The sequence below is a fragment of the bacterium genome (assembly GCA_035419245.1).
Lineage (GTDB): Bacteria > Zhuqueibacterota > Zhuqueibacteria > Residuimicrobiales > Residuimicrobiaceae > JAKPUX01.
Window position 1 is genome coordinate 12,245 of record DAOLSP010000020.1, and the last position, 24,564, is coordinate 36,808.

Genomic DNA, 24,564 nt, shown 5'->3' on the forward strand with positions numbered 1-24,564 from the left:
TTCCCCGCCTATGGAAAAAGAACCCTTCACCCTCCAACAGATCCTCTTCGCCGGAGCCGTGCTGCTGGTGCTGAGCGCTCTCTCCTGCTCCGTCGATGGCCTGGGCCCGGAAGCGAAGACGCCCCCCCTCACCTTTTCAACCCCGGCCACGGTCAAACCGGCCCGCCAGGGAGGCCAGGCGGATATCATCCTCAAAGCCGCCGGCGGCGAACTGCCGTACGAGTTTTTCGTCATCCCCGAGACGCAATGGCTTGCGGGCGACCAGATGCACGACATGCTTCAACGCAACGATTTTTCCCGGTTATCCCGCTATGCCTATTCCAGAAACCTGTATGGCAGCCATTCCTGCATCATTCAGGTGCAGCCCGGCAGCACAACGGTACCCCGCTATTACTGGGTTGCAGTCCAGGACCAGGGCGAAAACGCCGTCCTTTCGGGAACCAACATGCTCGCCTGGTGGAAAAAAGTAGCCGTTTACGATCTCCAGGAGTAAGCAGGAAAGTCCTGATCTCCTCCGCACCTTTTCATCGTCCTGATCGCAGCGCACGCTAACAACAGTGACCCCTACCATGAAAACCTGCCGAATAGTCCGCTTTGCCTTACTGCTGCTGGCCGGAACAGCGGCCGTTGCGTTTCCCCAAGGTGCCTTTGTGATCCGGACCGGTCCGGCGTTTCCGGCGGGCGATTTTGCGAAAGATGATCCGCGCGACAGCCACGCCGGTCTGGCAGGCACGGGCGCGGCCGCCGGCGCCGCCTATTACCGCTCCCTTTCCGGGAGCGCCCTTGGCTGGTTCGCCAGCGCTGATGTTCTGGTCCATCCCTGCAGCCGAGAGGCCCGGGATGCCTGGCAAGCCAGCAACCGCAATGCCCGGATCACGCTCCCCGCCGCCCTGCTGCTGCCGGTTTCCGGCGGCCTCCTCTATACCCTGCAAGAGGATAAAAAGGGTTCCCTGTACATCAAGGCCGGATTCTCGGCCGCTCTGGTCCAATACACCCGCCTGGAGGTGAAGGAAGAAAGGTATGAGAAATACTCGGAGGAATACGACCTGGCCTTTTCCCCAGGGTATCTCGCCGGAGCCGGGATTTCAGGCCGCCGTATCATCCTTGAAGCCGATTATATGGCGCTGGGAAGACCGGAGATTTCCGGCACCTGGAACGACGGGGAACTCTCCGGGAATCTCCCTCAAACCAAAAAGAAGGTAGCGCTCTTTGAGCTCACCCTGGGCTGGAAATTCTGATCCTGCCCAGACCCGATTATCCCCCGGCGAGAAGATAGCCAAGCCTGTCTGTGAGGGACCGGAGGCGCCATCGATTATCTCCTGAAAACACCAAGGGCCCGATCCCTTACGGAATGCGGGCCCTTGATGCAAGGAGGGTGAAGATGGAAAGGTTGAACTGTCAATAATAAAACGGCCGAACCCCTTGCCGGGTTCCCGTTTTTTTTTGCCTCACTCCTCCATGTGCTTGCGCGCCTCGAGGATTTTTTTAACCATGCGGCCGATATCGGCCGGGCTGGTGCAGACGGCAACGCCGGCCGCTTCGAGGGCGGCCATTTTTTCCGCGGCCGTGCCCTTGCCGCCGGCGATGATCGCCCCGGCGTGGCCCATGCGCCTTCCCGGAGGCGCGGTTTGTCCGGAGATGAAGCTGACCACCGGCTTGGTCATTTTTTCCTCGATGAAGCGGGCGGCCTCCTCCTCCGCGGCACCCCCGATCTCTCCGATCATCACTACCGCTTCGGTTTTTTTATCGGCTTCGAATAACTCCAGAGCGTCGACGAAGGTCGTGCCGACAATCGGGTCGCCGCCGATGCCGATGCAAGTGGACTGGCCCAACCCGAGGCCGGTGAGTTGGCCGACCGCTTCATAGGTGAGGGTGCCGCTGCGCGAAATCACGCCCACCTTGCCGGGCTTGTGGATGAAACCGGGCATGATGCCGAGTTTGCAGCCACCAGGGGTGATGATGCCCGGGCAATTGGGCCCGATCAGGCGCGTCGGTTTCTTGGCGAGGTATTCGGTCACGCGCAGCATGTCGTTCATCGGAATGCCTTCGGTGATGCAGACCACCAGTCTGACCCCTGCATCGGCCGCCTCCATCACGGCATCGGCCGCAAAGGGGGCCGGAACAAAAGCGATCGCGGCATCGGCTTTGGTCCCGCGCACTGCCGCTGTCACGGTGTCGTAAATGGGGACCATTCCGTCGAAGAGCTGGCCGCCCTTGCCCGGGGTCACGCCAGCGACCACCTGCGTGCCATACTCAATCATCTGCCGGGCGTGGAAGGACCCTTCACCGCCGGTGATACCCTGGACGACCACGCGCGTTTTCCTGTCTACGAGTATACTCATGGGGACTCCCTTTTCCGGTTAGGCGCTATGGAGGGCGGCGACGACGAGCCGGGCGGCCTCCGCCAGATCCTTGGCCACACCAAAATTCATGCCCGACTCCTCGAGCAGCACCGCGGCCTCTTCCGCATTGGTGCCGGCGAGGCGGACGACCACCGGGATCCGGATGCCGGTTTTTTTCGCCGCTTCGATCACCCCGCGCGCGACGCGGTCGCAGCGGACGATCCCGCCGAAGATGTTGATCAGTATGGCCTGGACATGCTTGTCGGAGAGGATGATACGGAATCCGTTCTCGACGGTCTCGGCGGTGGCACCGCCGCCGACATCGAGAAAATTGGCCGGCTCCGCTCCCGCCAGTTTGATGATATCCATGGTCGCCATCGCCAGTCCCGCGCCGTTGACCATGCAGCCGACGTTGCCGTCGAGCTTGATGTAATTGAGGTTCGATTTGGAGGCCTCGACCTCGAGAGGCTCTTCTTCGCCGGTATCGCGCATCGCTTGGATCTCGGGATGGCGGAAAAGGGCGTTGTCGTCGATGTTGAATTTGACATCCAGAGCCAGAAGCTTCTGGTCCGGCGTGACCACCAGGGGATTGATTTCGAGCAGGGTGGCATCACAGGCGATATAGGCTTTGTAGAGGTCGAGGAAAAGCTGGACCGCGGGACGGAAAAGCGGTCCGGTCAGATCGAGGGCAAAGGCGAGACGGCGGGCCTGGAATGCCTGTAAGCCGGCGGCGCGATCGATATATTCCTTGATGATCTGCTCCGGATGCTCCTCGGCCACCTTTTCGATCTCCACGCCGCCAGCCTGACTGACCATAAAGACCAGTTCGCGCCGGGAGCGGTCGAGGACGATGCCGGCGTAGAGTTCGCGGGCGATGTCTGCGGCTTCGGTGACCAGGATGCGGCGGACGATCTTGCCCTCAGAGCCGGTCTGCGGCGTCACCAGTTTCATGCCGAACATCTTGCCGGCCAGCTCTTCGGCCTCGATGGCTGTATCCGCCACCTTGATGCCGCCGGCCTTGCCCCGGCCGCCGGCATGTACCTGAGCCTTGAGCACGACCCGGGGCAGCTCCATCTTTTCGACCAACCGGCGCACTTCGCGCGGCTTGTACGCAACGGCGCCCTTCTGCACCGGCACGCCGTACTGCGCGAGGAGTTCCTTCGCCTGGTATTCGTGGATCTTCATTGCACCTCCGGACAGAATCAAGAGAGATCATGAGGACTGGACGCGAACAATTTAGTAATCTGCGGAATAGAAGCAAAGAAAATAATAACGGTATGAAACGGCGATCCTCTCCCCTGCCTCTTCCTGCGCAAATAGTGCTTGTTTCGCAGCCGATTTTTTCCTAAATAAGAGCGCGTAATCCGACAGCATTCCACCAATCCGGGAGAAACCCCATGCAGAGTGACCCCTTAAACCCGATGGAAACCAGCCGGTCCGGCGAGACCTCCGGCCCGGGCAGAGGGCGGTCGGCCGGCGCCGCCAAGATCACGGCTGCGCCCGCCGGGAGGATGGATTTCAACCAGTATTTTCTCATCCTCTCGCTGCTGGCTGTGCTGGTGCTCTTTTTCCTGATGATCAAGGGCTTTCTGGTGCCGATCATCGTCGCCGCCGTCTTCGCAACCCTCTTCCGCTCGATGTATCAGCGGCTCGTGCGCTGGACACGGGGCCGCAAAGGGATCTCCGCGATCCTGGCGTGCCTGATCCTGCTTTTGGTCCTGCTCATTCCCCTCTATGTGCTCTTTAACGTCATCATCAACCAGGCGAGCTCGCTCTATGAATCGATCGGGCCTGCCCTCGAGGAGCTTTTTACCAGCGGCAATTTCACCCCCGAGGCCCTGACCCGTCATCCGCTGGTGGTCAAGCTCAAGCTCGACCAGATAGACTGGCAGGCGACCATCAAGGAGGGGATCACGACCATCTCCACCTATGCGGGCAAGGCCATCAACGCGACCTCGCGCAGCACCTTTGCCTTTCTCACCAACCTGCTGATGATCTTTTTTACCATGTTTTATTTCTTCCGCGACGGAGACGAGATCGTCAGGCAGATCATGGCCTTTCTGCCGCTCGAGGAGGGCTACAAACAGCAGATCATCACCCGCTTTGATGCGACTTCGCGGGCGACCATCAAGGGGAGCGTCATTCTCGGGGCGATCCAGGGCATCCTGGGCGGATTGACCCTGTGGATCTTTGGATTCAAGGCTGCCGTCATGTGGGGCATGGTGATGGTCATCCTCTCCCTGCTACCGATGGTGGGCGCCTACATGGTGCTGGTTCCCGCGGCAATCTATGACATCGCCACTGGGCACACCGGCAGTGGTATAGCCATCATCCTCATCAGCGTCATCGTCATCTCGAACATCGACAATCTGCTGCGCCCGCGTCTGGTCGGCCGGGATGTCGGCATGCACGACCTGATGGTCTTCTTCTCCACGCTCGGAGGTATCGGTTTCTTCGGCGCCCTCGGCTTCATTATCGGACCGGTGGTCGCCTCCCTGCTGATCACCCTGCTCGACATATACAGCGAGGAGTTCAAACGCCAGATCACACGGCAGAAGGCAGCGAGCATCCCGCTGCCGCCGGCTGAATGAAGAAAGCTCCCCCGCAAAAAGCAAAACGCCGTCTTCTCGCGGAGGAGACGGCGTTTTATTATTGCCGGGAAGCGTATTACTGCATCTTGATCATCTTCCGGGTCAGGATCTGTTCGCCCATTTGCAGACGGTAGAGATAGGCGCCTGAGACGACGTTCTGTCCGCGCTCATCCCGGCCGTCCCAGTGGAGATAATGGCTTCCGGGTTCGAGCGGCTTGTCCACCAGCGTGGCGATTTTCTGGCCCAACAGATTGTAGATCGTCAGGCTCACCTGCTGCTGCGCGGCCGCCGGGACCCGGAAGAGGATATCCGTGCCGGGATTGAAAGGATTGGGATAATTCTGCCCCAGCTCGAGGGCTTCGGGAAGCTGGATCTCCACCAGCACCTCCGCGGATAGCGTGGCCCGGCCGTCGAGATCGATCTGGCGGATCCGGTAATAGTTGGCGCCGTTCCCGGGCCGGGCATCGCTGAATTGATAGGCGCGGGCGGTCTGGCTGGTGCCTTGCCCCTTGATAAAACCGATCTTTTTCCATTGCCCATCCGCCACAGTCTTGCGCTCGATATCAAACCCATAGTTGTTCGACTCGGTAACCGTCGTCCACTCCAGCCGCACCGCGCCTTGGACGACCGTTGCCTTGAGGGCGGTCATTTCGACCGGGATCACGGTATTGGTCCGCGGCATCACCACCACCTTCAGGGGATGAAGGGTATAGGCAGCAAGGGAATCCCCCCAGGCGGCGGTATGATAGCCCGGCTGATAATAGAAAGTGGCTGCGAGGTTCTGGTTTTCTATGTCGATCGATTGAGTGAGCGCCGCCAGTTGCACACCGCTTTCGGCGTAGGCCATCGAATCTCCGGTATCGCCGATGCCGTCGCGGACGGCGCCGTGGCTCTTGGAGGCGTCATCCATATAATAGAGCGAGAGCTGGGTTCCGGGGATGGCGTCCATGTCGAAGACGGTGGCGGCCGAGCCGAAATCGCCCTGGACCATGTACCAGTTGACCCCGGGCACCTCGAAGACCTTGTCCGGTATGGCGTCCGGCGTCCCGTCCACAGGGATATCCGTTCCCTTGGACCAGTGGAAGAGCGATCCAGAGATGGAGGGCAGATAATCGACGGTCTGGCGCATCTCGGTCATGCCGAGGTAGCCGGGCATATCCTTCTGAATCATATCGATTTGGTACGACCAGGGATAAAAGATGGATTCGAGTTCGAGGGTGACACCGACGTCGATGCCCTGCCAGATCAGCTCATAGACCCTGCGGTGCAGAACGCGCACCGGACCCTTGCGGACCAGCAGGCTGGTGTCCCGCAGGGCGCTCTGTTCGCTTTCGATATAGGGCGGGATCTGGCCGATAAAACCGATCTGGCCCTTGAAACGGATCTTCCAGCGGTCGAGGATGTCGGGACCAGCCGTCTCGCCCTTTTTCAGGCTGAGATAATCGGGGATGGCATCGCCGTTCTGACCATATGCATACGAAACAGCACTGACCGTGTCCGAGCGGCCGACCGCACCCGGCCGGTAATGCATGTAGGGCGTGGAGGTGCGGCTCAGCGTCGCGGAACGATAGACATAGGCATAAGCTTTGCGGGCGGGGACGGTGCTGGTATCCCAGGCCGCTACCTGATAGCGCTGGAAAAGGATCGAATTAAGATCACTGATCCAGCGGTTATCGGCGACGCTGTCGCCCATATCGGCCGCCATAAAGCAGAGCTCGTCGGTGGTATCGATCACCGCATTGTGCGGTGCAAAATAGCTTTTAAGGCCTATACTGTCGATGTCCACCTGATCGATCTGAAACGGGATCTGCTTCCAGTTCCCCTCCTTGTAGGCATAGACAAAGACATCGCCGGTATCGGCGCCGAGAAAGGCGCTCATCGCCGATCCCTTGATGACAACCGGGTCGTAAGGCCGCTGCAGGTCGGCGCCCATCAGGAGTGCGGGAATCCCCAGGAGTAAAAGCAATAAAAAGAACCGAAGTTGCTGATTCTGTAGCCGAAGGCTCATCAAGGTGCCCTCCATTTTATGCAAAAGGATTGACCAATGAGGAATGCATGAATCATGCCATGGACAACGGCTGCTGCTGGTTTTTTTATGGTTTTTGTACATAATTTATATGTATTTAGAACAATAATAGCGTGCCTTTCATTCCTCGAGCGGAATTTGGCCCAAACCGCGGTATCAAAGTGATGCAAACCGGCCAGGATGATTCGTTTTGATACAAGAGCCGGACTGCACCCGCAGGGAGTCCGGGCATCCCTCCAGTTTAGCCATTTTTGCGGAGATAATCAACCAATAAGTGCAGGCCTTCGCGATAGGAGTCAAATCCTTTCCCCGAGATTTGCGCCAGGCACACCTCGCGGATGACGCTGCGGCGACGGAACGCTTCGCGATGCCGGATATCGGAAAGGTGAACCTCGACGGCTGGCAGGCGCACCGCGGCAATCGCGTCGCGCAGGGCATAGCTGTAATGGGTCAAGGCGCCGGGATTGATGAGGATGCCGCCGGCGGTCCGGCGCTCAGCATGGATGAAATCGATGAGTTCCCCCTCGTGATTGGACTGCAAGATCGAGAGCCGCACCCCGAGCACTGCGGCATCCCGCGCCAGTTCGTCGTTGAGATCGGCGAGGCTGCGGCGGCCATAATGTTCCGGCTCGCGCTCGCCGAGCAGGTTCAGGTTGGGGCCATGCAGGACCAGGATGGTGATCATGAGCGCACTCTCTCCTGGTGCCAAACCTCGTTGCAGGCGAAGCGGACGGCATCCGGAATGAGGGTTGCTGGCAGATCGCGGGCGATGCAGGCCTGGCCGATCTCCTCGAGCAGGATCCAGGATTGGCCGCCTCCCTCCTGCTTTTTATCATGCTCCATGAAGGAGAGGACCTTTGGAATCGATATCCTTGCTGTGGACGGCGGCGCCAGGCGGGAAAGGAGCCGCCAGGCGGCTCGTGCCTCCGGTTTCGTCAGGCGGCCCATCTGCAGTGAGAGCCAGACGGCTGCAGCCATGCCGCGGGTCACCGCCTCCCCATGGCGGAGTTGACGATACCCCCCAGCGGCTTCCAGACCGTGCCCGATGGTGTGGCCGAAATTGAGCAGAGCGCGGTTACCCCTCTCCCGCTCATCTTCCGAGACAATTTCGGCCTTGATGGTGCAGCAGGTTTCGATGACTTTCTCCGCCAGATCCGGGTAGGTCAGATCGAGCAGGGCCTCCAGATTGAGCGAGAGCAGGGTGAAGAAGCCGCGGTCGCGGATCAGGGCGTACTTGACGACTTCGCCCATGCCGGCCAGGCGCTCACGCCGCTCCAGGGTAGCGAGGAGCAGGGGATCGATGCAGACCAGTTCCGGCTGGTGAAAGGCGCCGATGAGGTTTTTGCCGAGAGGATGATTTACTCCGGTCTTGCCGCCGACGCTGCTGTCGACCTGAGCGAGCAGGGTTGTGGGAATCTGCACGAGGCGGACGCCGCGTAAAAAAGTGGCGGCAATGAATCCGGCGAGGTCGCCGACGACACCACCGCCGAAAGCGAGGATAATCGTGGAGCGGGTACAGCGCCGTTCGATCAGCGCGCGGTAGAGCAGCTCACACTGATGGAGGGATTTGGATGCTTCGCCCTCGGGCACCTGCAGCAGCGGCAGCGGCCGACCCGCATCGGCAAAAAGGTGGATCAGCCGCTCGCCGTAGAGTGCGGCGACCCGGGTATCGGTGATCGCCACCAGTTCCCCGTCCAGCCCCTGCCGGTCCATGAGTTCGGGAAGGTGGTCGAGGAGGCCGGCGCCGATGTGAACCGGTTTTGAAGCCTGTTCCAGCCGGACCAGGACGCTTTTCATGGCTCGTCCCGAAGATAGAGAAAGATATTCTCGGCCAGCTGCCAGGCGGCCACCTCTTCACGGCTCTCGAAATGATATTGAGCCTGCCGGTACACGGGTTCGCGCTCGGCGTATAGTTCTTCGATGCGACGGCGCAGGGCTGCGTCGTCCAGGTCCTGAACGAGGGGGCGTCCGCGCTTGCGCGAGAGGCGGCTGATCAGCACCTCGATCGAGGCCTCGAGGCAAATCGTCAAGCCGGTCTCACAAATCCGGGCCCAATTGGCGGGCTGCATCACGGCCCCGCCACCTAGGGAGAACACCCAGGCGCTGCGGCCGCAGATCTCCTGCACCACCTCATCCTCACATGCGCGGAACCAGGCCTCCCCTTTTTGCGCAAAGATGGTACGTATGTCCATTCCGGCGCGCTCGACAATCAGGTCATCGGTATCAGCGAAAGGCCGGCCGAGCAGGCGGGCGAAGGCGCGGCCGACCTTGCTTTTGCCTGTCCCCATAAAGCCCATAAAATAGACGTTTTTACCATCCCAAGGGTACATGCACCACATTCCTGTAATTTTGCTGCATTTCCTGCAGGGAGTCGCCCCCCAGTTTGAGGCAGAGGGCATCGGCCAGAATCAGCGCGGTCATCGCTTCCGCCACGACCGCCGCAGCCGGGACGGCGCAGACATCGGCACGCTCGTGATGAGCCGAACGCGGCTGCAAGGTCGCGACATCCACTGAACGCAGCGGCCGGGCCAAAGTGGGCAAAGGCTTCATGTGCACGTGCAGAATCAAGGGTTCGCCATTGCTCATGCCCCCCTCAATGCCGCCTGCATGATTGCTGCTGCGAAAGTACCCGTGGTCCGGATCGAAGAAAAGCTCGTCATGAATTTTCGAGCCCGGTGCGAGCGTCACGCCGCAGCCGAGGCCGATTTCCACTGCCTTGATGGCGGGAATGCTCATCAAGGCGCCGCCGAGCAAGGTATCGAGCCGCCGGTCCCAATGGACATGGCTGCCCAGACCGGGGAAAAGGCCGAGAACCACGATCTCCACCACGCCGCCAAGGCTGTCGCCCTCCTCCCGGGCGGCGTCTATGGCGGCGATCATCTCACGCTCGGCTTCCGGATCCGCACAAGCCAAGGGCGAGGCCTCGACTGCCGCCATCGCTTCCCGCCAGGCCGCGCGAACGGCCGCATCCCGGTGATTTTTTCCGGCAAAATATCCGGCCGCGCTGAAACTGGAGGGAATGCCGCGAATGGCGGTGACATGGCTGGAGATCTCGATTTCAAACAGTTCAAGCAAGCGTCGCGCGACAGCGCCGGCAGCGACCCGGGCCGCAGTTTCCCGCGCCGAGGAGCGCTCGAGGATGTTGCGCAGGTCCGCTTGCCGGTACTTGATCATTCCGGCGAAATCGGCATGACCGGGCCGAGGCATATGCAGCGCCGCGGCCGGCTCGCTGGTGGCCTCGACCGCCATTTTTCCAGTCCAGTTCGGCCAGTCGCGGTTCTGCAGCAGCATGGCGATCGGGCTGCCCAGGGTCCGGCCGTAGCGGAGACCCGAAAGCAAGCGGATACGGTCCCGCTCGATCTTCATGCGCCCGCCGCGACCATAACCGCGTTGCCGGCGTTTCAGATCCCGGGCAACCATGCCGGCATCCAGTGGCACGCCGGCCGGCATACCCTCGACTATCGTCACGAGGGCCTGTCCGTGCGACTCCCCTGCGGTCAGAAAACGGATCCGTTCCATCATTGCAATTCGCGCATCAGTAGCGTTCTCAGTTCATCGACTTCCGTGATCTCAAGCCGGAAATCGCTGCCGTACCAGATATTCAGGGCAGCCAGCCCCTGAAAGATGAGCATATCCAGTCCCCCCAGAATCCGCGCTCCGCGTGCCTCCGCCTCCTTCATAAAGCGGGTCGCAAGGGGATTGTAAATCAGGTCATAGACCAGATGCCGGCGCGAAAGCATCGAAAAATCATGCAGCGGCGCCGCATCGATATCGGGATGCATGCCGGCGGGCGTGGCATTGATGATGATTTCCGCGCCGCGTAACGTTTCGCTGAGGCGGGGATCATCCGGGGTGATAGCGAGCAGATCGGAGAAACCCAGGTTGTCGCGGCAGAAGCCGATCAGATCCTCCGCGCGTTGCAGCGAGCGGTTGACGACGGTCAATTGTGCTGCGCCCAGCCGGGAAAGTGCGAAGACGACCGCGCGAGCCGCGCCGCCGGCCCCCAGCAGCACCACCTTGCCCTGCCTGAACCGGCCGGCTTCAGCGCCCAGCGAAGCGGCAAAGCCGGCGGCATCGGTGTTGTAAGCCTCGATCCGGCCCTCGCGGAAGGCCAGAGTATTGGCGACCCCCAGCAGATCCACCTCGGCGGTGCGCGCGTCGCACCAGGGCACGACCGCGGCCTTGTGAGGAATGGTGACGTTCAGGCCCGCAATGCCCAGGGCGCGGGCCCCGACGATGGCGTCCGCAAGCGCCCCCGGGGCGACGCGCAGCGCGAGATAGGCACCCCCCAAGCCAAAGTGCCGGAAGAGCGCATTCTGTAGCCGCGGCGAAAGGCTATGCGCGACGGGATCGCCGATGACTGCGAACAGCCGGGTACGGCTGGTGATCCGGCTCAGCGGATCCTGCTCCGGCGGCCTGTAATTCCTGTCAAACACGGTCGAAGCGGACCTCAATCCTGACGCAGTTGGTCGAGCAGTTCGAAGAAGCCGGGAAAAGAGATCTGCACGCACTCGCTGTTTCTAATGACCGTCTCGCCGCTGGCGATCAGACCGGCGATGGCGAAGGCCATGGCGATGCGGTGGTCATCAAAGCTATCGATTTCCGCCCCGTGCAGGGGCGTCGGCCCGTTGATGATCAGGCCGTCGCGGGTTTCACGGACGTTCGCTCCCATGGCGAGCAGGTTGCGGGCCACGGCGGTCAGGCGGTCGGACTCCTTGAGGCGCAGCTCGCCGGCGTCGCGGACCACAGTGACGCCCTGGGCCTGGGTTGCGGCCACCGCGAGAATGGGGATCTCGTCGAGGATGCGGGGAATCATCGAACCGCCCAGGCTGGCCGCGTGCAGCCGGCTGCTGCGGGCGGTCAAATCGGCGCGCGGTTCACCCTGCACCAATATCGCGGGCGTCATCCGGATCATCGCCCCCATGGACGAGAGCGCATCGCAGATACCCATACGCGTCGGATTGACGCTCACCTGTTTTACAGTCACCTCCGAATCCTGGAGCAAGGCCGCGGCAACCAGGAAAAAGGCCGCCGAAGAGAGGTCGCCCGGCACCTCCAGATCGCAGGCATGCAGCGTTGCGGGGCCCTGAACTCCCGCGCCCGCCTGGCTGAAACGGGCGGTGACGCCGAAGGCGCCCAGCATGCGCTCGGTATGATCGCGCGAAGGGCTCGGCTCGGTGATGCGGGTAGTGCCATTGGCATAAAGGCCGGCCAGCAGAATGCAGGATTTGACCTGCGCGCTGGCGATGGTCGAAGCGTAATCGATGGAGCGGAGCGGTCCCCCTTTGATCACCAGGGGGGCCTTGTAGCTGTCGCTCTCGATGTGTGCGCCCATCTGTTCGAGGGGCTCGATGATCCGGCGCATCGGGCGGCGGCGCAGAGATTCGTCTCCAGTGATGGTGGTCGTGAAGGGCTGGGCGGCGAGGAGGCCTGCGAGCATGCGGATCGTGCTGCCCGAATTGCCCGCATCCAGCGGCTTTTTGGCCGGTCGGAAACCGTACTTACCCATACCGGCGACCGAAAAGACACCCCTTGCCCGGGTGATCTTGATGCCGAGCGCCTGGAGGCAGGTGCGGGTGCTGGCCACATCGCGCGCATCGGAGAGGCCATGGATCCTGCTGGTACCCTCCGCCATGGCGGCGAGGATCAGGGCGCGGTGGGAGATCGATTTATCGCCGGGCACATTCAGGGTGCCCTGGATGGCGCGTGCCGGTTTGATCAGGATATCTGCCATGTTAGTCCCTCTTTCTGCATTCAAGACCACGGGATTGGAGCAGCTCCAGAGCCGTTTGACGGTCGGATTCCGAGGCAAAGGCCAGGCGCATGGTCCCGCCTTCGTTCTCCCTGATCTTCAGGATCTCGATATCCTTAATGTTGATGTTCTTCTCGCACAGGGTGTCTGCAATAGCCGCCAGCATGCCCGGCCGGTCCTGTACCGCCACCAGGATGTCGAAATGCGGCCGGAAAAAACCGCGGGTATCGCGCGGAATCGAGAGGCGGTTGCGCGCCGACTGGTCGAAAATGGCTCGCATCTCCTTGTGCTCCAGCGCCGTCCGGACGCACTTGAGCTCCTCGATATAGGCATCGATATATTCCATGATCATATCGTCGTTGGTGGCAAGGATATCCTCCCAGATGCTGAAAGGGCTGGAGGCGATCCGTGTCATATCGCGGAAGCCTCCGGCGGCCATTTTGAGGAAATGGCTGCTTTCGCTCTGGCGCCGGGCGGCGAGGCTCATCAGGGCGATTGCCGCCATCTGCGGCAAGTGGCTTACGGCGGCGGCAATCTCGTCGTGGAGATAGGGCGAGATCAGCAGGACCAGAGCGCCGGTCCTCTCCACCAGTTCGCCGATGGCCTTGCGGCGTTCTTCCTGCATCGGCTTGGCTGGAGTCAGCACCCAGGTGGTGTTTTCGAAGAGAAAGGCATCCGCTGCTTCCATCCCCTTGAACTCGGAGCCAGCCATGGGGTGGCCGCCGATGAAATCGCATTGCGAGGGAAGATGAAAGGCGGCGGTTTCGACGATCTTGCGTTTGGTGCTGCCAACATCGGTGATCAAGGTCCCGGGCTGGATGTAGGGGCCGATGGTCTGCAGATAGCTGAGGATCCCGGCGATCGGCGTACAGAGGAAGACCAAGTCTGCCCGGGCCAGGGCTTCAGCGATCTGCATGGGTGTGAAACCCTGATCGATCGCCTGCCGTTGCCGGGCCAGGGCGAGGACCTCGGGCTGGTCCACCCCGGTGAGCGTGCCCTGAAAGCCCTTGCGTTTCAGCGCCAGGGCCAGCGAGCCGCCGATCAGACCCATGCCGATAACGACCACATTTTTGAAGCTGTGGGGTCCTTCCATCTCCTGCTGCTTCTCCGGTTAGATGCGTTTTCCGATGGCCCAGGCGATCATGCGCAGTTCTTCCATCAGGCGATGGAATTGGTTGGGATAGATGGATTGTGCCCCGTCGGACAGGGCGTGATCGGGGTCATGATGGACCTCGATGATGAGGCCGTTGGCGCCGGCGGCTACGGCAGCGCGCGCCATCGGCGCCACCTTGTCGCGGCGGCCGGTGCCATGGCTCGGGTCGGCGATGATGGGCAGATGGCTGTGCTTCTGTGTGACCGGGATGGCCGAAATGTCCATGGTATTGCGTGTGTAGGTTTCAAAGGTGCGGATGCCGCGCTCGCACAGGATCACATCATAATTGCCGCCGGACATGATGTACTCGGCCGCCATCAGTAATTCCTCGATGGTGGCGGAGAGGCCGCGCTTTAGCAGGATCGGCTTGCGGATGTGCCCGAGCTCCCGCAGCAGGGAGTAATTTTGCATGTTGCGCGCACCAACCTGGATGATGTCGATATATTTGAGCATCATATCCAGTTGGGCGATCTCCATGATTTCAGAGACCGTCGCGATTTCCAGTTCCTCCCCCACCTGCTGCATCAGCTGCAAGCCTTTTTCACCCAGCCCCTGAAAGGCATAGGGCGAGGTGCGTGGTTTGAAGGCACCGGCGCGCAGCACCTTGGCGCCGCATTTTTTAACCTCGCGGGCGATGGTATACAGCTGCTCCTCGCTCTCCACCGAGCAGGGACCGGCGCAGACCGTCACGATCTCGCCGCCAAAAGAAGCCTCCCGCACTTCGACGATGGTGTTATCAGGATGAAAGGTCCGGCTTGCCAGCTTGTAGGGCTCCGTGATCCGCAGGACCTCTTGGACGCCCTCCATGACCTCGTATTCGCGGATGTCCACATCGCGAATATCGCCGATCCCCCCCAGGATAGTCTGGTTGACTCCGACCACCTGATGAACCTGAAAGCCTTGCTTCTCAAGCTTTTCCCATACGGCATGCACCATCCCCTCAGTGGCGCTGTCTTTCATGACAATAACCAAGTGCGGCCTCGCTCGCGTAGAATGGGGTTAAGCCAGGCGCTGCAAATCCCGGCAGGACTGGATGATCCGTTCAAAGATCGCGATGATCTCCTCACTGGAAAGCGGACCCTGATTAAAGCTCTGGACGTGATAAAGAACCTCATCTTCACGCCGTTTGTCGCGGAGCGACAGTCCGGTGCTACCCTTCAGTGTGCCGATCTCCTGAGCCAGGGTGGCGCGTTCGTTGAGAAGATCGACAATTTGCTCGTCGATGCGGTCAATCTCCTGCCGGAGGGATGAAAGGTCCATGTTTGCCTCCTTGCAAAAAAAAGCCCACCAGATGTAGAGCGGGGTGGGCGGATAAGGTCGTCGGATCGCGATGCGCCGGGTTGTTATCCGCTGCTGCCGCCAAAACGGCCGTAGTTAAAAGGATAGGTGTAGCGATAGTGATTCATTTTATTGCAGGGTTCCCGGACTGAAGGTTCTGATAGTGAATTTACGAAATTAATGACCAGAAGCAAGTCTTTTTTTAGATACGGCCCGGCGCGGTGAGCCGCCATGCAACAGATCCCTTATTTGTCATCTTCACTGTAGCTGACGGAGAAATCGTCATTTTCGGCCACCTCCACCTCAACCATCCTGGACTTGGCCGGGAGGTTTTTCTTCATCCATTCAAAAATATAGCGGGCGAGGTTTTCGGAGGTCGGATTCATGGTATCAAAGGGGGCGATGTCGTTGATCATGCGATGATCGAAGGCATCAAGGCACTCGTCGAGGATGGTCTTGAAGACCATCAAGTCGATCACCATCCCAAGCTGATCCAGTTCCGAACCGGCGACCGTGGCCTTGACCTTCCAGTTATGGCCATGTATGCGCTCACAGGCGCCGGGGTAATAATGGAGTCGATGGGCAGCGGAGAACTGCGCCCGTGCAACCAGACGATACATGGGGTTCCTCCCGATATCGGATGCGCCGGCCGTACCGGCCGGCTCGTTTGCATCCTGTAACGATGGCGGGCGTTGATTTATTCGCCCGTTCCAGGCTAATCCGGCATCTCCGTGGCATGCTGCTGCACCTTGCCGATGGCTGTGGCGATATCGTCCATATCCTCTTCGGTGCCGAGGAGAATGCTCTGCGTGAACCAGATGCCCTCCTCATAGCAGGCCTTTTCACTCTCCGGACAATAATTTCCGGTATAATCGACGGGCAGATCGACCTTCTTGCCGCGCGGGCCGAAGCTTTTGTTCATGAACACCGGCTGTTTGTATAGCGGCAGCGAATAACCGGGGCTGGTGGGGATGCCTTCCTTGCGCATGGCATTGATGAACGCGCTCTTGGATTTGCCGGCAAAGGCGGTCTTGTCGTAGCGGAAGATATAGAGATGGCAGGAATGACTGGTCACCTCTTTTTGCATCGGCAGGGGCGAGATGCCCGCGATCCCGCCGAGCAGTTCGTTGAGCAGGTCCAGGTTGGCGCGGCGGATGGCTTTGAGTTCCTCATAACGGCCCATTTGGGCGAGAAGTACAGCGGACTGGAATTCGGTGATCCGGTAGTTGCCGCCAAAATAAAAGTGCTCATACCAGAGGCCGTCGTCGCTGCGGCCGCAGTTGTGATGCGAGCGGGCAAATTTGGCGACCACATCGTCGTTGGTGAGGATGATGCCGCCCTCGCCGCAGTTGATATTTTTGGAGGACTGGAAGGAGAAGCAGCCTGCGGCGCCGATGGCCCCTACCGGACGGCCGTTCCAGGCGGAGCCCCAGGCCTGGGCGGCGTCCTCGATGACCACCAGGTTATGTTTGGCGGCGATTTGCATGATCGCGTCCATGTCGGCGGGGCGTCCGGCGAAATGCACCGGCATGATGGCTTTGGTGCGCGGCGTGATGGCGGCCTCGACCAGCGCGGGATCAATATTATAGGTATCGCGGTCGATATCGACAAAGATGGGAATGGCCCCGGCCTCCACCGCCGCGCTCGCGGTGGCGATGAAGGTATAGGCCGGTACGATGATCTCGTCGCCGGCATCGACATCGGCAGCCATCATCGCCACCCGCAGCGCGGTTGTGCCGCTGTTCAGGGCGATCCCGTGCTTGGCGGCGTGGGCCTCGGCGAACAGTTTCTCAAAGGTCTCGCTCTCCTTGCCTGCCAGGCGGCCCCATTTGCCGCTCTTGATAACCCGCGTCAATCCCTCAATCTCTTCATCACCCCAGACGGGCCATACCGGAAAGGGCTTGGTGCGGACCGGCGTCCCGCCATTGATTGCCAAAGCCATGACATGCCTCCTCTTGTAATGCCCCCAAGGTTTGATTGGTTCACCTACGCGGTTCTAATCCAAAAGCCGCGGGAAAATGGGCGTCAGCTGCTTCCGAAGCCGCTGTGCATCCTGAAACTGGATCGCCTGCATCCCCAACGCCTGCGCTGCTGCGGTGTTAGCGGCCAGATCGTCGATGAGGAGGGCCGCTTCCGGTTTGACTTCCAGCTCAGCCAGGGCATACCGGAAAATGGCCGGGTCGGGTTTGACGGCGCGAGCGCGAAAGGAGAGCACCGGCCGCTCAAAGGTGCCGATGACTGGATAGTCGCCGAGGATCCGGCCGTAATGTAGGGGATCGGTATTGCTGATGATGGAGAGGCGCGCCGCGCCGCGGAGCTCTCCAGCGAGCGCCGCCACCTCCTCTTGCAGGGAAAAAATACCGGTATAAAGCGCCTGGAAGCGCGGCCAGTCGAGATCGATGCGCAAACGGCGGATCAAGCGGCGATGGAATTCCGGCCCGTCGATCGCCCCGATGTCGAAGAGGCGCACCTCAGGCTCCAGCGCCTCGAGGTGCGGCGGCATCGCCGATGCACTGATCCCCATCTCCTGCGCCAGGGCGTCGATCAACCGGTGGTAATGGACATGGACCAAGACACCACCGAGATCAAAAAAGACGACCCGGATCCGGACCGTGGGATTCAACGGGCCTCCTGTGTGACCAGATAACTCACGCAGGCAAAAGACCCTTGGCCAGATCGACGGCGCTGGCGGCGTCGGTCGCAAAACCATCGGCGCGGATCTCGTCGGCATACTGCCGGGTCACGGGCGCACCGCCGATGACCACCTTGACCTGGTCGCGGACGCCGGTTGCCTGCATCGCCGTGATCGTCTCCTTCATGTTGAGCATCGTGGTGGTCAGCAGGGCAGAGAGCCCGACGATGTGGGGCTGATACTCCTTGACCGCAGCGATGAATTTGTCCGCCGAAACGTCGACGCCAAGATCAATAACCTCAAAACCCGCCCCCTCCATCATCATCGAAACCAGATTCTTGCCGATATCGTGGAGATCGCCCTTGACCGTTCCGATCACAAAACGACCGATCGGCTTGATCCCCGTTTCTATCAGCCGGGGCCGGAGCAGCTTGATGCCAGCCTTCATGGCCCGCGCTGCGATCAGCATTTCGGGCACATAAAATTCGTTATTGCGGAATTTGTCACCGACAACGTCCATGGCTGCGATCAGGCCCTTGTTGAGAATCTCCTCCGGGGCCAGGCCCTCAGCCAGGGCACTCTGGGTGTATTCTTCCACTTTAGCCGCATTCCCAGCAATCACATTTTCAGCCAGCTGCTCGATAATCGACATGAAGACCTCCTGATAGAGTAATCCAGGTCCGCTCAGGACCAGTATTCCCGTTTAAAGCGTTCGAAATCGCTGATGATGACGCGATGACCATCCCGTTCAATCAATTTTTTGCTCTCAAAGACGGCCATCACCCGTGAAATCGTTTCGCGGGCGGTGCCCGCCATATTGGCCAGATCCTGCTGGACCGGCAGTTTGGCGATGATCATGCTGGGGCCGCGCATGTAGCCGGTCTGTTCGGCGACATGGATGAGTGTAGAACCTACCCGGCCCACGGCATCCTGCAGGGTGAGATTTTCGATCATCATGTCCGCCTTACGGATGCGGTCCGCCAGCACGCGAAGCATCTCCAGGCCAATCGAGGGAAAGCGCTCGAGCAGATGCAGAAAATCAGTGCGGCGCAGGGTGAGCAGCTCGGATTCTTCCATGGCGATCACCGAGGCGGAGCGCCCCTTGCCGTCGAGAATGGAGAGTTCGCCGAAGAAATCGCCCGCCTTGAGCATGGTGATGATGACCTCGCGCCCTTCATCGCTTTGCCGGGTGATCTTGACGGTGCCGCGCAGGATGATGAAGAGGGTTTGACCGACTTCCTCCTCCACGAGGATCACCTGCTCCTTGTGGCAATCCTTGCGCAGACAGCGGTCCGCCACCTGTTCCACATCCAGATCACTCATCTTAGCAAACAGCGGCACCCGTTTGAGCAGCCGGATGACTCTTTCCTCTGCCATGGGGAACTCCTTCCTCTTGTCAGAAACCGCGCCGCGCAGCCGCGCGGGCATAGATTGCATAAAGCTGATTGAGCATGGCTTCGCGGGTGAATTTTTCCTGAACGGTCGCCAGCGCACGGCGGCCCAGCCTAGCGCGAAGAACGGGATCGGCAATCAACCGTTCGGCCTGGCGGGTCAGTCCGCTGATATCCATGGGATTGAAGAGTAGGCCGTTCTCCTCCTCCTCGATGATATCCAGCACACCATCACAGCGGGTAGAAATGACGGGCCTGGCGACGGCCATCGCCTCGATCAGCACCAGGCCGAAGGCTTCCGCTCGTGAGGGAAAGGCGAAAATATCCATGGCAGAGAGCACAGCCGGAATATCGCTGCGAAAGCCGGGCATCAGGACTGCCTCTTCCAGACCGAGGCTGCGGCGTCGTGCCAGGATCTCCTCTGCGCGCGATTCTTCGCCGCGGGTCGGTTCGCCGACGATGACGAAACGCGCCAGGGGATGGCGGGTACGCAGCGACGCAGCCATCTCCAGGAACTCGAGATGGCCCTTGCCGGGCTGCAGCCGGCCGATGGTTCCGATCAGCAGCTCCTTTTCCCCCACCCCCCACTCTGCCCGCACGCGGCGGCGCGCATCCTGGTCGAAGTAGAAGAGCCGGGCATCCACGCCATGATGCAGGACGTTGACGCGGCCCGGTCCGACCGGATGGGTGGCGAGGATATTCGCCGCAATGACCCGGGAGATCGCAATGATCTCGTCGACACCGCCATAAATCCAGCGGTGCAGGGGATCGCGTTTGGGACGGGCAGTGCCGATATGCTTGATGAAAACCAGCGGCCAACGCCAGATGAAACGGACAACCGGCGCAATGATCCAAAGATCGCGCGCATAATGGGCGTGGATCAGCTCAATACCCCGTTGCTTCAGCTGCCGGTAGAGACGCAGGACCGCAACCAGGTCCAGATAGCCGAGTGGCGCGAAAGGTACCGTGTGCAATCCAAGGCGGCGTGCTTCAGCCTCAAGCGGCGAACCAGGGGCACACCAGACCTCCACTGCGTTTCCTGCCTCCACCAGCCAGTTGGAGAGGAGCGCCACATGCATCTCCAATCCACCCCAGGAGCGTGAGGAACAGATCTGAGCGATATGCCATTTCTTATCCGCCATCGGCGCCGGTCCCTCAACCGAGGTATAGCTGCTGCAGGCGGATGTAGCGCTCGACCGTTGATGGGACGAGATACCGGATGGAGCGGCCTTCGCGCAACCGTTTGCGGATATCGGTGGAGGAGACCGCCATCAACGGCGTGTCAATCCGGACCACGTCTGTGAGATATGGGGGGATCCGGCCGGTGTAGTCACTTTCCGGCCGATCCGCGACCGCCACCCGGCAAAGCCGGCTGATTTCCTCAGGGTCGCGCCATTGCACAAAATCAGCCAGATTGTCGCCGCCAATGACCAGAAACAGGTCCTCCCGTTCAAGCCGGTACTTTTTTTTCAGAACGCGCAGGGTCTCGACCGTATAGGATTTGCCCCCGCGGCGCAGCTCCAGCTCGCTGACCCGGAACCGCGGATTTCCGGCAATCGCCCGCCGGACCATGTTCAGCCGGTGGGCCACTTCGGCCATCTGCTCGCCCGATTTCAACGCCGGGATCGAACAGGGCATGAAGAGCAGCCGGTCCACCTGCAGGGCATCCACCACCCGCTCGGCGATGATCAGGTGGGCGATATGGATCGGATTGAACGATCCGCCGAAGAGTGCCAGTTTCAACGGATGGGACCTCAGGGTTTTTCTGCAGCACCCGCCATGGCTTTGGCCATGGCCTGGACTTCGGGAATCCGCTGTTTGGCCTTCTTCACCAGGGGGTGGTCCGGATACTTGTCCACCAGACGCTGATAGGCCTCCAGCGCCTCGCCGGTTTTCCCGATATGGCGATAGCATTCGCCGAGATAATATTGCGCCATGGGGCTGAAGCGAGAATCATAATGCTGGTCTAAAATGATATTAAAATAGACGATCGCTGCTTCGTAATATTTGAGCTTGTAGTACTGTTCCGCCGCGGCATAGACCTTTTGTGCCAGCTTGTTGCGGCATTCGTCCAGTTTTTCCTGCACCTGCTTGATCAGATCGCTGCGATGGTATTCCTCGAGAAACTCCTGGAATTCCCGGATGGCCTTGTTGGTATATTCCTGATCGAGTGAGTACTTGGGGGAGAGTTTGAAATAACTCATGCCAAGCTTGAATTTGGCATCATCCACCCACTCCGAGTTGGGATACACCTTGAGCAGCCTTTCGTATTCGCTCCCCGCAAGGATGTATTCCTTCATCCCGTAATGGCACTCACCCAGGTAAAACTGGGCCTTGTCCGCGAGGTTGCTGTTGCTATAGCTCAGGGTGATGATCCTGAACTGGTTCTTGGCCTCGTAATAATCCTTTTTCTGATAGAGCTGCATGGCAGCGGCCATCCGTTCCTCGAGCGTCATGTTGGCACGCAGCTTGGCGCCGCTGCATCCGGAGAGAGCATAGACGCCGAGGGCGAGGAGGGTGATGATGGACAGTCGTGTGGCAGAGTTCATAAGCATCCTGTTCAGTTGCTGCGGAAAGAGTAAAATAGATAGATGATCCCCCCGGTGATGGCGGTGAGAAGGAGCGGCTCCAGTATCCGTTTCAGACGGGATGGCGGCGTACGTTCACCGGCGGTGAAGGGATAGGCATGGTCCTCGAGAGCGGCGATTTGATCACTGCGAATGGTATCGACGAGCGTACGCTCCACCTCGCTGCTGAAGATCAATTCTCCCGTGGGATCCTGATATTTTACATAAAGCCGGGCGGTAGCCCAGCGCACGGACCGGCCGCTGCCGGCACGGTGGTGGTCGTAGCGTATCCTGAGTTCCAGTGGCGCATAAAAGAGCAGCGGCCACTCCGACACAGCAGCCTCCACGCGGTGCAGCCGCAGGCCCCGTTTGACGCTCAGCTCGTCGTACAGGGCTCTTTCGAAGAGCCAATCCCAGGCTGCCGATTCCCGGGCGGCGGCATAGTGCAACCCTGCGGAGTCGGGGAGATCGATATGCCGCGCGGTCTCCACTGCTACGGCATGCAGGGTTCGGTTCAGCAGCTCAAGATTGGCGGGCGCTGTCTGTGCGACCGCCAGGCCTGCCTGCAGCAGCAGAAAAAACAGGGGCACACCATGTATAACTTTTTTATTCGTAATGAGTTCCCAATAATAAATATCGACCGGCTGCCGGAAAGCGACGCGGCCCTCTGCTGGGTCCCGCTCCGGCCTTAAACCGTCGTGGCAGAGGAGCCAGCTACGTCGTCCGCTTAACGGACCTCAGCTAATACAATACGCACATCGGGGGAAAGAATCAAGCAATTTCGCGCCGCGCCGGTTCATGGCCGGGCGGAGTGTGCTCTCCGTCTCCAGCGGTAGTTGATGACCGCTCCCCCCATTCCAGCGAGCGCAAGGATGACGCAGGCTAGGGCGAACCAGTCGCCGCGGCGGGTGTAAAGGGTAGCACGCCGGTTCACCGATAACGTCCCGTTCAGAATCGCCTTGCTATAGAGCGTGGTCCGCTGCGAGACCCGGCCATACGCGTCGACATAACAGGAGATGCCGGTATTGGCGCAGCGGGCGATGGGCGTCCGGTTCTCGATCGCCCGGAAGACCGCAAACTGGGAGTGTTGGGCGGGTGCTGAGGTCCGGCCGAACCAGGCATCATTGGTGATGATGCAGAGGAACTCCGCGCCGCCTGCGACGAAGCGGCGGACGAGATCGGGGAAAGCCGAGTCGTAACAGATCGGCGTCGAGAAACGCAGCGGCCGTCCGGCATGGCGGGTCGTGAAAACGGTGTATTCCTCGCCCCGGCCATAATCTCCGACGCCCAGAGCGAGATCGCTGAGCCAATCCTTGAGATGGTTGAAGGGAAAATAGTCACGATAGGGGATGCGCTCCGATCCCGGGACCAGGCGGATCTTTCGGTAGACCTGAAGAAAACTGCTCCCGGGCTCTGCGACAAAGGCGGCGTTGTAGTAGGTGTACTCCTTCTCGTTGGCGAACTGGTAGTCCAGGGATCCGGTCAGCAGCGGGACACCGAGAGAATCGGCCAAGTGCTCGAATCGCTGCAGGTAGAGGGTTTCGCCGCGCAGATAAAAAGGCAGGGCGGTTTCGGGCCAGACGATGAGATCCGGCTTGGCGGCGGCGGCCTCGCGGCTCATGGCCTCGTACAGCGCGAGGTTTTTTTCATCGCTGTCCGCGGCCCATTTTTCGAAAGGATCGACATTGCCCTGAAGAAGCGCCACGGTCACCGGCCTCCCCGCTTGAGGTTGCCGCTGCAAGACCAGTCCACCTTGCAGAAGCGGCAGAAACAGCAGTACCCCCAGTGCGCCGATGAGCAGCCGCCGGCGGCAGCGCTCCTTCCCATTGCGGTAGAGCTGCCAGAAGAGGACATTAAGGAGCATCACCCAAAGACTGACGCCCCAGATCCCTGTGTACTCGGCATATTGAATCAGCGGTGTATAGTAGGACTGGGTGTAGCCGAGGTAGTTCCAGGGGAAAGCCAGCTCGGAACGCGATTGCAGGTATTCGATCGCGACCCAGAGAAAGGGCAGAATCAGCCAGGCCTTGCCGCCGAATTGGCGCCGCAGTCCGATATGAAACAGGCCGTAGAGGGTCAGATAGAGCGGAATGATCAAGATGGCGCCGACGAAGCCCGCCTGGGTGACGTGACCGATCCAGTAGAGCGTCGTGATGCAGATGAAGAGCCCGGTGAGGTAACTCCAGCGCAGACCTTCGCCCGCTCTCTTGTCCTCCAGGAGCATGAAGTAGGGCAGCAGGGCGAACCAGCCCACGAACCCGGTGCGGAACGGAGGGAAGGCGCAAGCCATCAGTAAGGCGGTGAGGAGGCTGAGGATGATATTGCGTTTCATAGATCGAGTTCAACTCTCCGGGGGGTGCCTGCGGCAATACTGGAGGCGGTCGACAAAGGCTTGCACCAGGAATGCGGCAGCGATCTGATCCACCTTGTCGCGCTCCCGGCTGGGATGCCGGCCACGTTCGATCAGGCTCTTATGGGCGCTGGCGGTGGTCCATCGCTCATCCAGGGTGAAAACGGGAACGGGAACCGCCTTGGCCAAAAGCCCGGCAAACATCAAGGCCGCCTCGGCTTTGTCGCCGCGGCGGCCGTTCATGTGCAAGGGCAAACCGACAATGATGGCCACAGCGGCTTGCTCCTGTACCAAAGAGACTATTTCTGCGATGAGAAGGTCCGTCCCGCGGCGGAACAGGGTGACCAGAGGCGAAGCGATCGTTTGTGAGGGATCACTGACCGCCACGCCGATGCGCTTCTCTCCATAATCAATCCCCAGGAGGCGTCCAAGCGGCAGTTGGTGGAGCGGTATCGGATCGAGCGCTGCCATGCTGGAAGGCG

The 24,564-nt window shown here is 60.4% G+C and carries 26 protein-coding genes; 3 read left to right on the forward strand and 23 right to left on the reverse strand.

Annotated elements, in window-relative coordinates:
• The first annotated feature begins 10 nt into the window (after positions 1–10).
• Both PLH32_15870 and PLH32_15875 read left to right on the forward strand, forming a co-directional pair.
• Positions 11–493 carry a hypothetical protein gene (locus PLH32_15870; GenBank protein HQJ66084.1) on the forward strand — a complete coding sequence of 161 codons (483 nt, stop codon included), beginning with the start codon at positions 11–13 and terminating at the stop codon, positions 491–493.
• A 76-nt stretch (positions 494–569) separates the two neighbouring features.
• Complete coding sequence (locus PLH32_15875) at positions 570–1,238, forward strand: hypothetical protein (GenBank protein ID HQJ66085.1); 669 nt, start codon at positions 570–572, stop codon at positions 1,236–1,238.
• Positions 1,239–1,448: 210 nt separating this feature from the next.
• Here PLH32_15875 and sucD read toward each other — a convergent pair whose 3' ends face one another.
• Both sucD and sucC read right to left on the reverse strand, forming a co-directional pair.
• Positions 1,449–2,342 (reverse strand): succinate--CoA ligase subunit alpha, encoded by an 894-nt coding sequence (gene sucD, locus PLH32_15880; protein HQJ66086.1) that lies wholly within the window; start codon positions 2,340–2,342, stop codon positions 1,449–1,451.
• A gap of 18 nt (positions 2,343–2,360) precedes the next feature.
• A complete protein-coding gene (gene sucC, locus PLH32_15885) occupies positions 2,361–3,527 on the reverse strand; it encodes an ADP-forming succinate--CoA ligase subunit beta (GenBank protein HQJ66087.1) in 1,167 nt (388 codons plus the stop codon).
• Between the two features lie 212 nt (positions 3,528–3,739).
• Here sucC and PLH32_15890 point away from each other — a divergent pair, with 212 nt between their 5' ends.
• Complete coding sequence (locus PLH32_15890) at positions 3,740–4,933, forward strand: AI-2E family transporter (GenBank protein HQJ66088.1); 1,194 nt, start codon at positions 3,740–3,742, stop codon at positions 4,931–4,933.
• A 76-nt stretch (positions 4,934–5,009) separates the two neighbouring features.
• Here PLH32_15890 and PLH32_15895 read toward each other — a convergent pair whose 3' ends face one another.
• The 21 genes from PLH32_15895 to ruvX form a co-directional block, all read right to left on the reverse strand.
• A complete protein-coding gene (locus PLH32_15895) occupies positions 5,010–6,941 on the reverse strand; it encodes a T9SS type A sorting domain-containing protein (GenBank protein HQJ66089.1) in 1,932 nt (643 codons plus the stop codon).
• Between the two features lie 259 nt (positions 6,942–7,200).
• Complete coding sequence (gene aroQ / locus PLH32_15900; protein HQJ66090.1) at positions 7,201–7,644, reverse strand: type II 3-dehydroquinate dehydratase; 444 nt, start codon at positions 7,642–7,644, stop codon at positions 7,201–7,203.
• Positions 7,641–8,756, reverse strand: a complete 1,116-nt coding sequence (gene aroB / locus PLH32_15905) for a 3-dehydroquinate synthase (protein ID HQJ66091.1) — start codon at positions 8,754–8,756, stop codon at positions 7,641–7,643. Before aroB ends, aroQ begins: the two co-directional genes overlap by 4 nt.
• On the reverse strand, positions 8,753–9,289 hold the full coding sequence (locus PLH32_15910) for a shikimate kinase (protein ID HQJ66092.1): 537 nt from the start codon (positions 9,287–9,289) through the stop codon (positions 8,753–8,755). The genes aroB and PLH32_15910 overlap by 4 nt, the downstream gene beginning before the upstream one ends.
• Positions 9,270–10,478, reverse strand: a complete 1,209-nt coding sequence (aroC, locus tag PLH32_15915) for a chorismate synthase (protein HQJ66093.1) — start codon at positions 10,476–10,478, stop codon at positions 9,270–9,272. The genes PLH32_15910 and aroC overlap by 20 nt, the downstream gene beginning before the upstream one ends.
• Entirely contained in the window at positions 10,478–11,395 is a 918-nt protein-coding gene (gene aroE / locus PLH32_15920) for a shikimate dehydrogenase (GenBank protein HQJ66094.1), read from the reverse strand. Before aroE ends, aroC begins: the two co-directional genes overlap by 1 nt.
• Positions 11,396–11,409: 14 nt before the next feature.
• A complete protein-coding gene (gene aroA, locus PLH32_15925; GenBank protein HQJ66095.1) occupies positions 11,410–12,693 on the reverse strand; it encodes a 3-phosphoshikimate 1-carboxyvinyltransferase in 1,284 nt (427 codons plus the stop codon).
• 1 nt (position 12,694) lies between these two features.
• The gene (locus tag PLH32_15930; protein HQJ66096.1) at positions 12,695–13,804 is read right to left on the reverse strand and encodes a prephenate dehydrogenase; all 1,110 of its coding nucleotides are present in this window, start codon (positions 13,802–13,804) and stop codon (positions 12,695–12,697) included.
• Positions 13,805–13,822: 18 nt separating this feature from the next.
• The gene (aroF, locus tag PLH32_15935) at positions 13,823–14,836 is read right to left on the reverse strand and encodes a 3-deoxy-7-phosphoheptulonate synthase (protein ID HQJ66097.1); all 1,014 of its coding nucleotides are present in this window, start codon (positions 14,834–14,836) and stop codon (positions 13,823–13,825) included.
• 27 nt (positions 14,837–14,863) lie between these two features.
• On the reverse strand, positions 14,864–15,124 hold the full coding sequence (locus tag PLH32_15940) for a chorismate mutase (GenBank protein HQJ66098.1): 261 nt from the start codon (positions 15,122–15,124) through the stop codon (positions 14,864–14,866).
• A 263-nt stretch (positions 15,125–15,387) separates the two neighbouring features.
• Positions 15,388–15,762: a 6-carboxytetrahydropterin synthase QueD gene (queD, locus tag PLH32_15945; GenBank protein ID HQJ66099.1), complete on the reverse strand. Its 375-nt coding sequence runs from the start codon at positions 15,760–15,762 to the stop codon at positions 15,388–15,390.
• Between the two features lie 95 nt (positions 15,763–15,857).
• Positions 15,858–17,084, reverse strand: a complete 1,227-nt coding sequence (locus tag PLH32_15950; protein ID HQJ66100.1) for a DegT/DnrJ/EryC1/StrS family aminotransferase — start codon at positions 17,082–17,084, stop codon at positions 15,858–15,860.
• 54 nt (positions 17,085–17,138) lie between these two features.
• Complete coding sequence (locus PLH32_15955; GenBank protein HQJ66101.1) at positions 17,139–17,765, reverse strand: HAD-IA family hydrolase; 627 nt, start codon at positions 17,763–17,765, stop codon at positions 17,139–17,141.
• A 25-nt stretch (positions 17,766–17,790) separates the two neighbouring features.
• Complete coding sequence (locus PLH32_15960) at positions 17,791–18,426, reverse strand: corrinoid protein (protein HQJ66102.1); 636 nt, start codon at positions 18,424–18,426, stop codon at positions 17,791–17,793.
• A gap of 32 nt (positions 18,427–18,458) precedes the next feature.
• A complete protein-coding gene (locus PLH32_15965) occupies positions 18,459–19,151 on the reverse strand; it encodes a Crp/Fnr family transcriptional regulator (GenBank protein HQJ66103.1) in 693 nt (230 codons plus the stop codon).
• A gap of 19 nt (positions 19,152–19,170) precedes the next feature.
• Positions 19,171–20,307: a glycosyltransferase family 4 protein gene (locus PLH32_15970; GenBank protein HQJ66104.1), complete on the reverse strand. Its 1,137-nt coding sequence runs from the start codon at positions 20,305–20,307 to the stop codon at positions 19,171–19,173.
• A gap of 13 nt (positions 20,308–20,320) precedes the next feature.
• Positions 20,321–20,908, reverse strand: a complete 588-nt coding sequence (gene nadD, locus PLH32_15975; GenBank protein ID HQJ66105.1) for a nicotinate (nicotinamide) nucleotide adenylyltransferase — start codon at positions 20,906–20,908, stop codon at positions 20,321–20,323.
• Positions 20,909–20,919: 11 nt separating this feature from the next.
• Entirely contained in the window at positions 20,920–21,714 is a 795-nt protein-coding gene (gene bamD, locus PLH32_15980) for an outer membrane protein assembly factor BamD (protein ID HQJ66106.1), read from the reverse strand.
• 11 nt (positions 21,715–21,725) lie between these two features.
• Complete coding sequence (locus tag PLH32_15985) at positions 21,726–22,322, reverse strand: hypothetical protein (protein HQJ66107.1); 597 nt, start codon at positions 22,320–22,322, stop codon at positions 21,726–21,728.
• 206 nt (positions 22,323–22,528) lie between these two features.
• Positions 22,529–24,064: an apolipoprotein N-acyltransferase gene (lnt, locus tag PLH32_15990; protein HQJ66108.1), complete on the reverse strand. Its 1,536-nt coding sequence runs from the start codon at positions 24,062–24,064 to the stop codon at positions 22,529–22,531.
• Between the two features lie 9 nt (positions 24,065–24,073).
• Positions 24,074–24,553 (reverse strand): Holliday junction resolvase RuvX, encoded by a 480-nt coding sequence (ruvX, locus tag PLH32_15995; GenBank protein ID HQJ66109.1) that lies wholly within the window; start codon positions 24,551–24,553, stop codon positions 24,074–24,076.
• Positions 24,554–24,564: the final 11 nt, after the last annotated feature.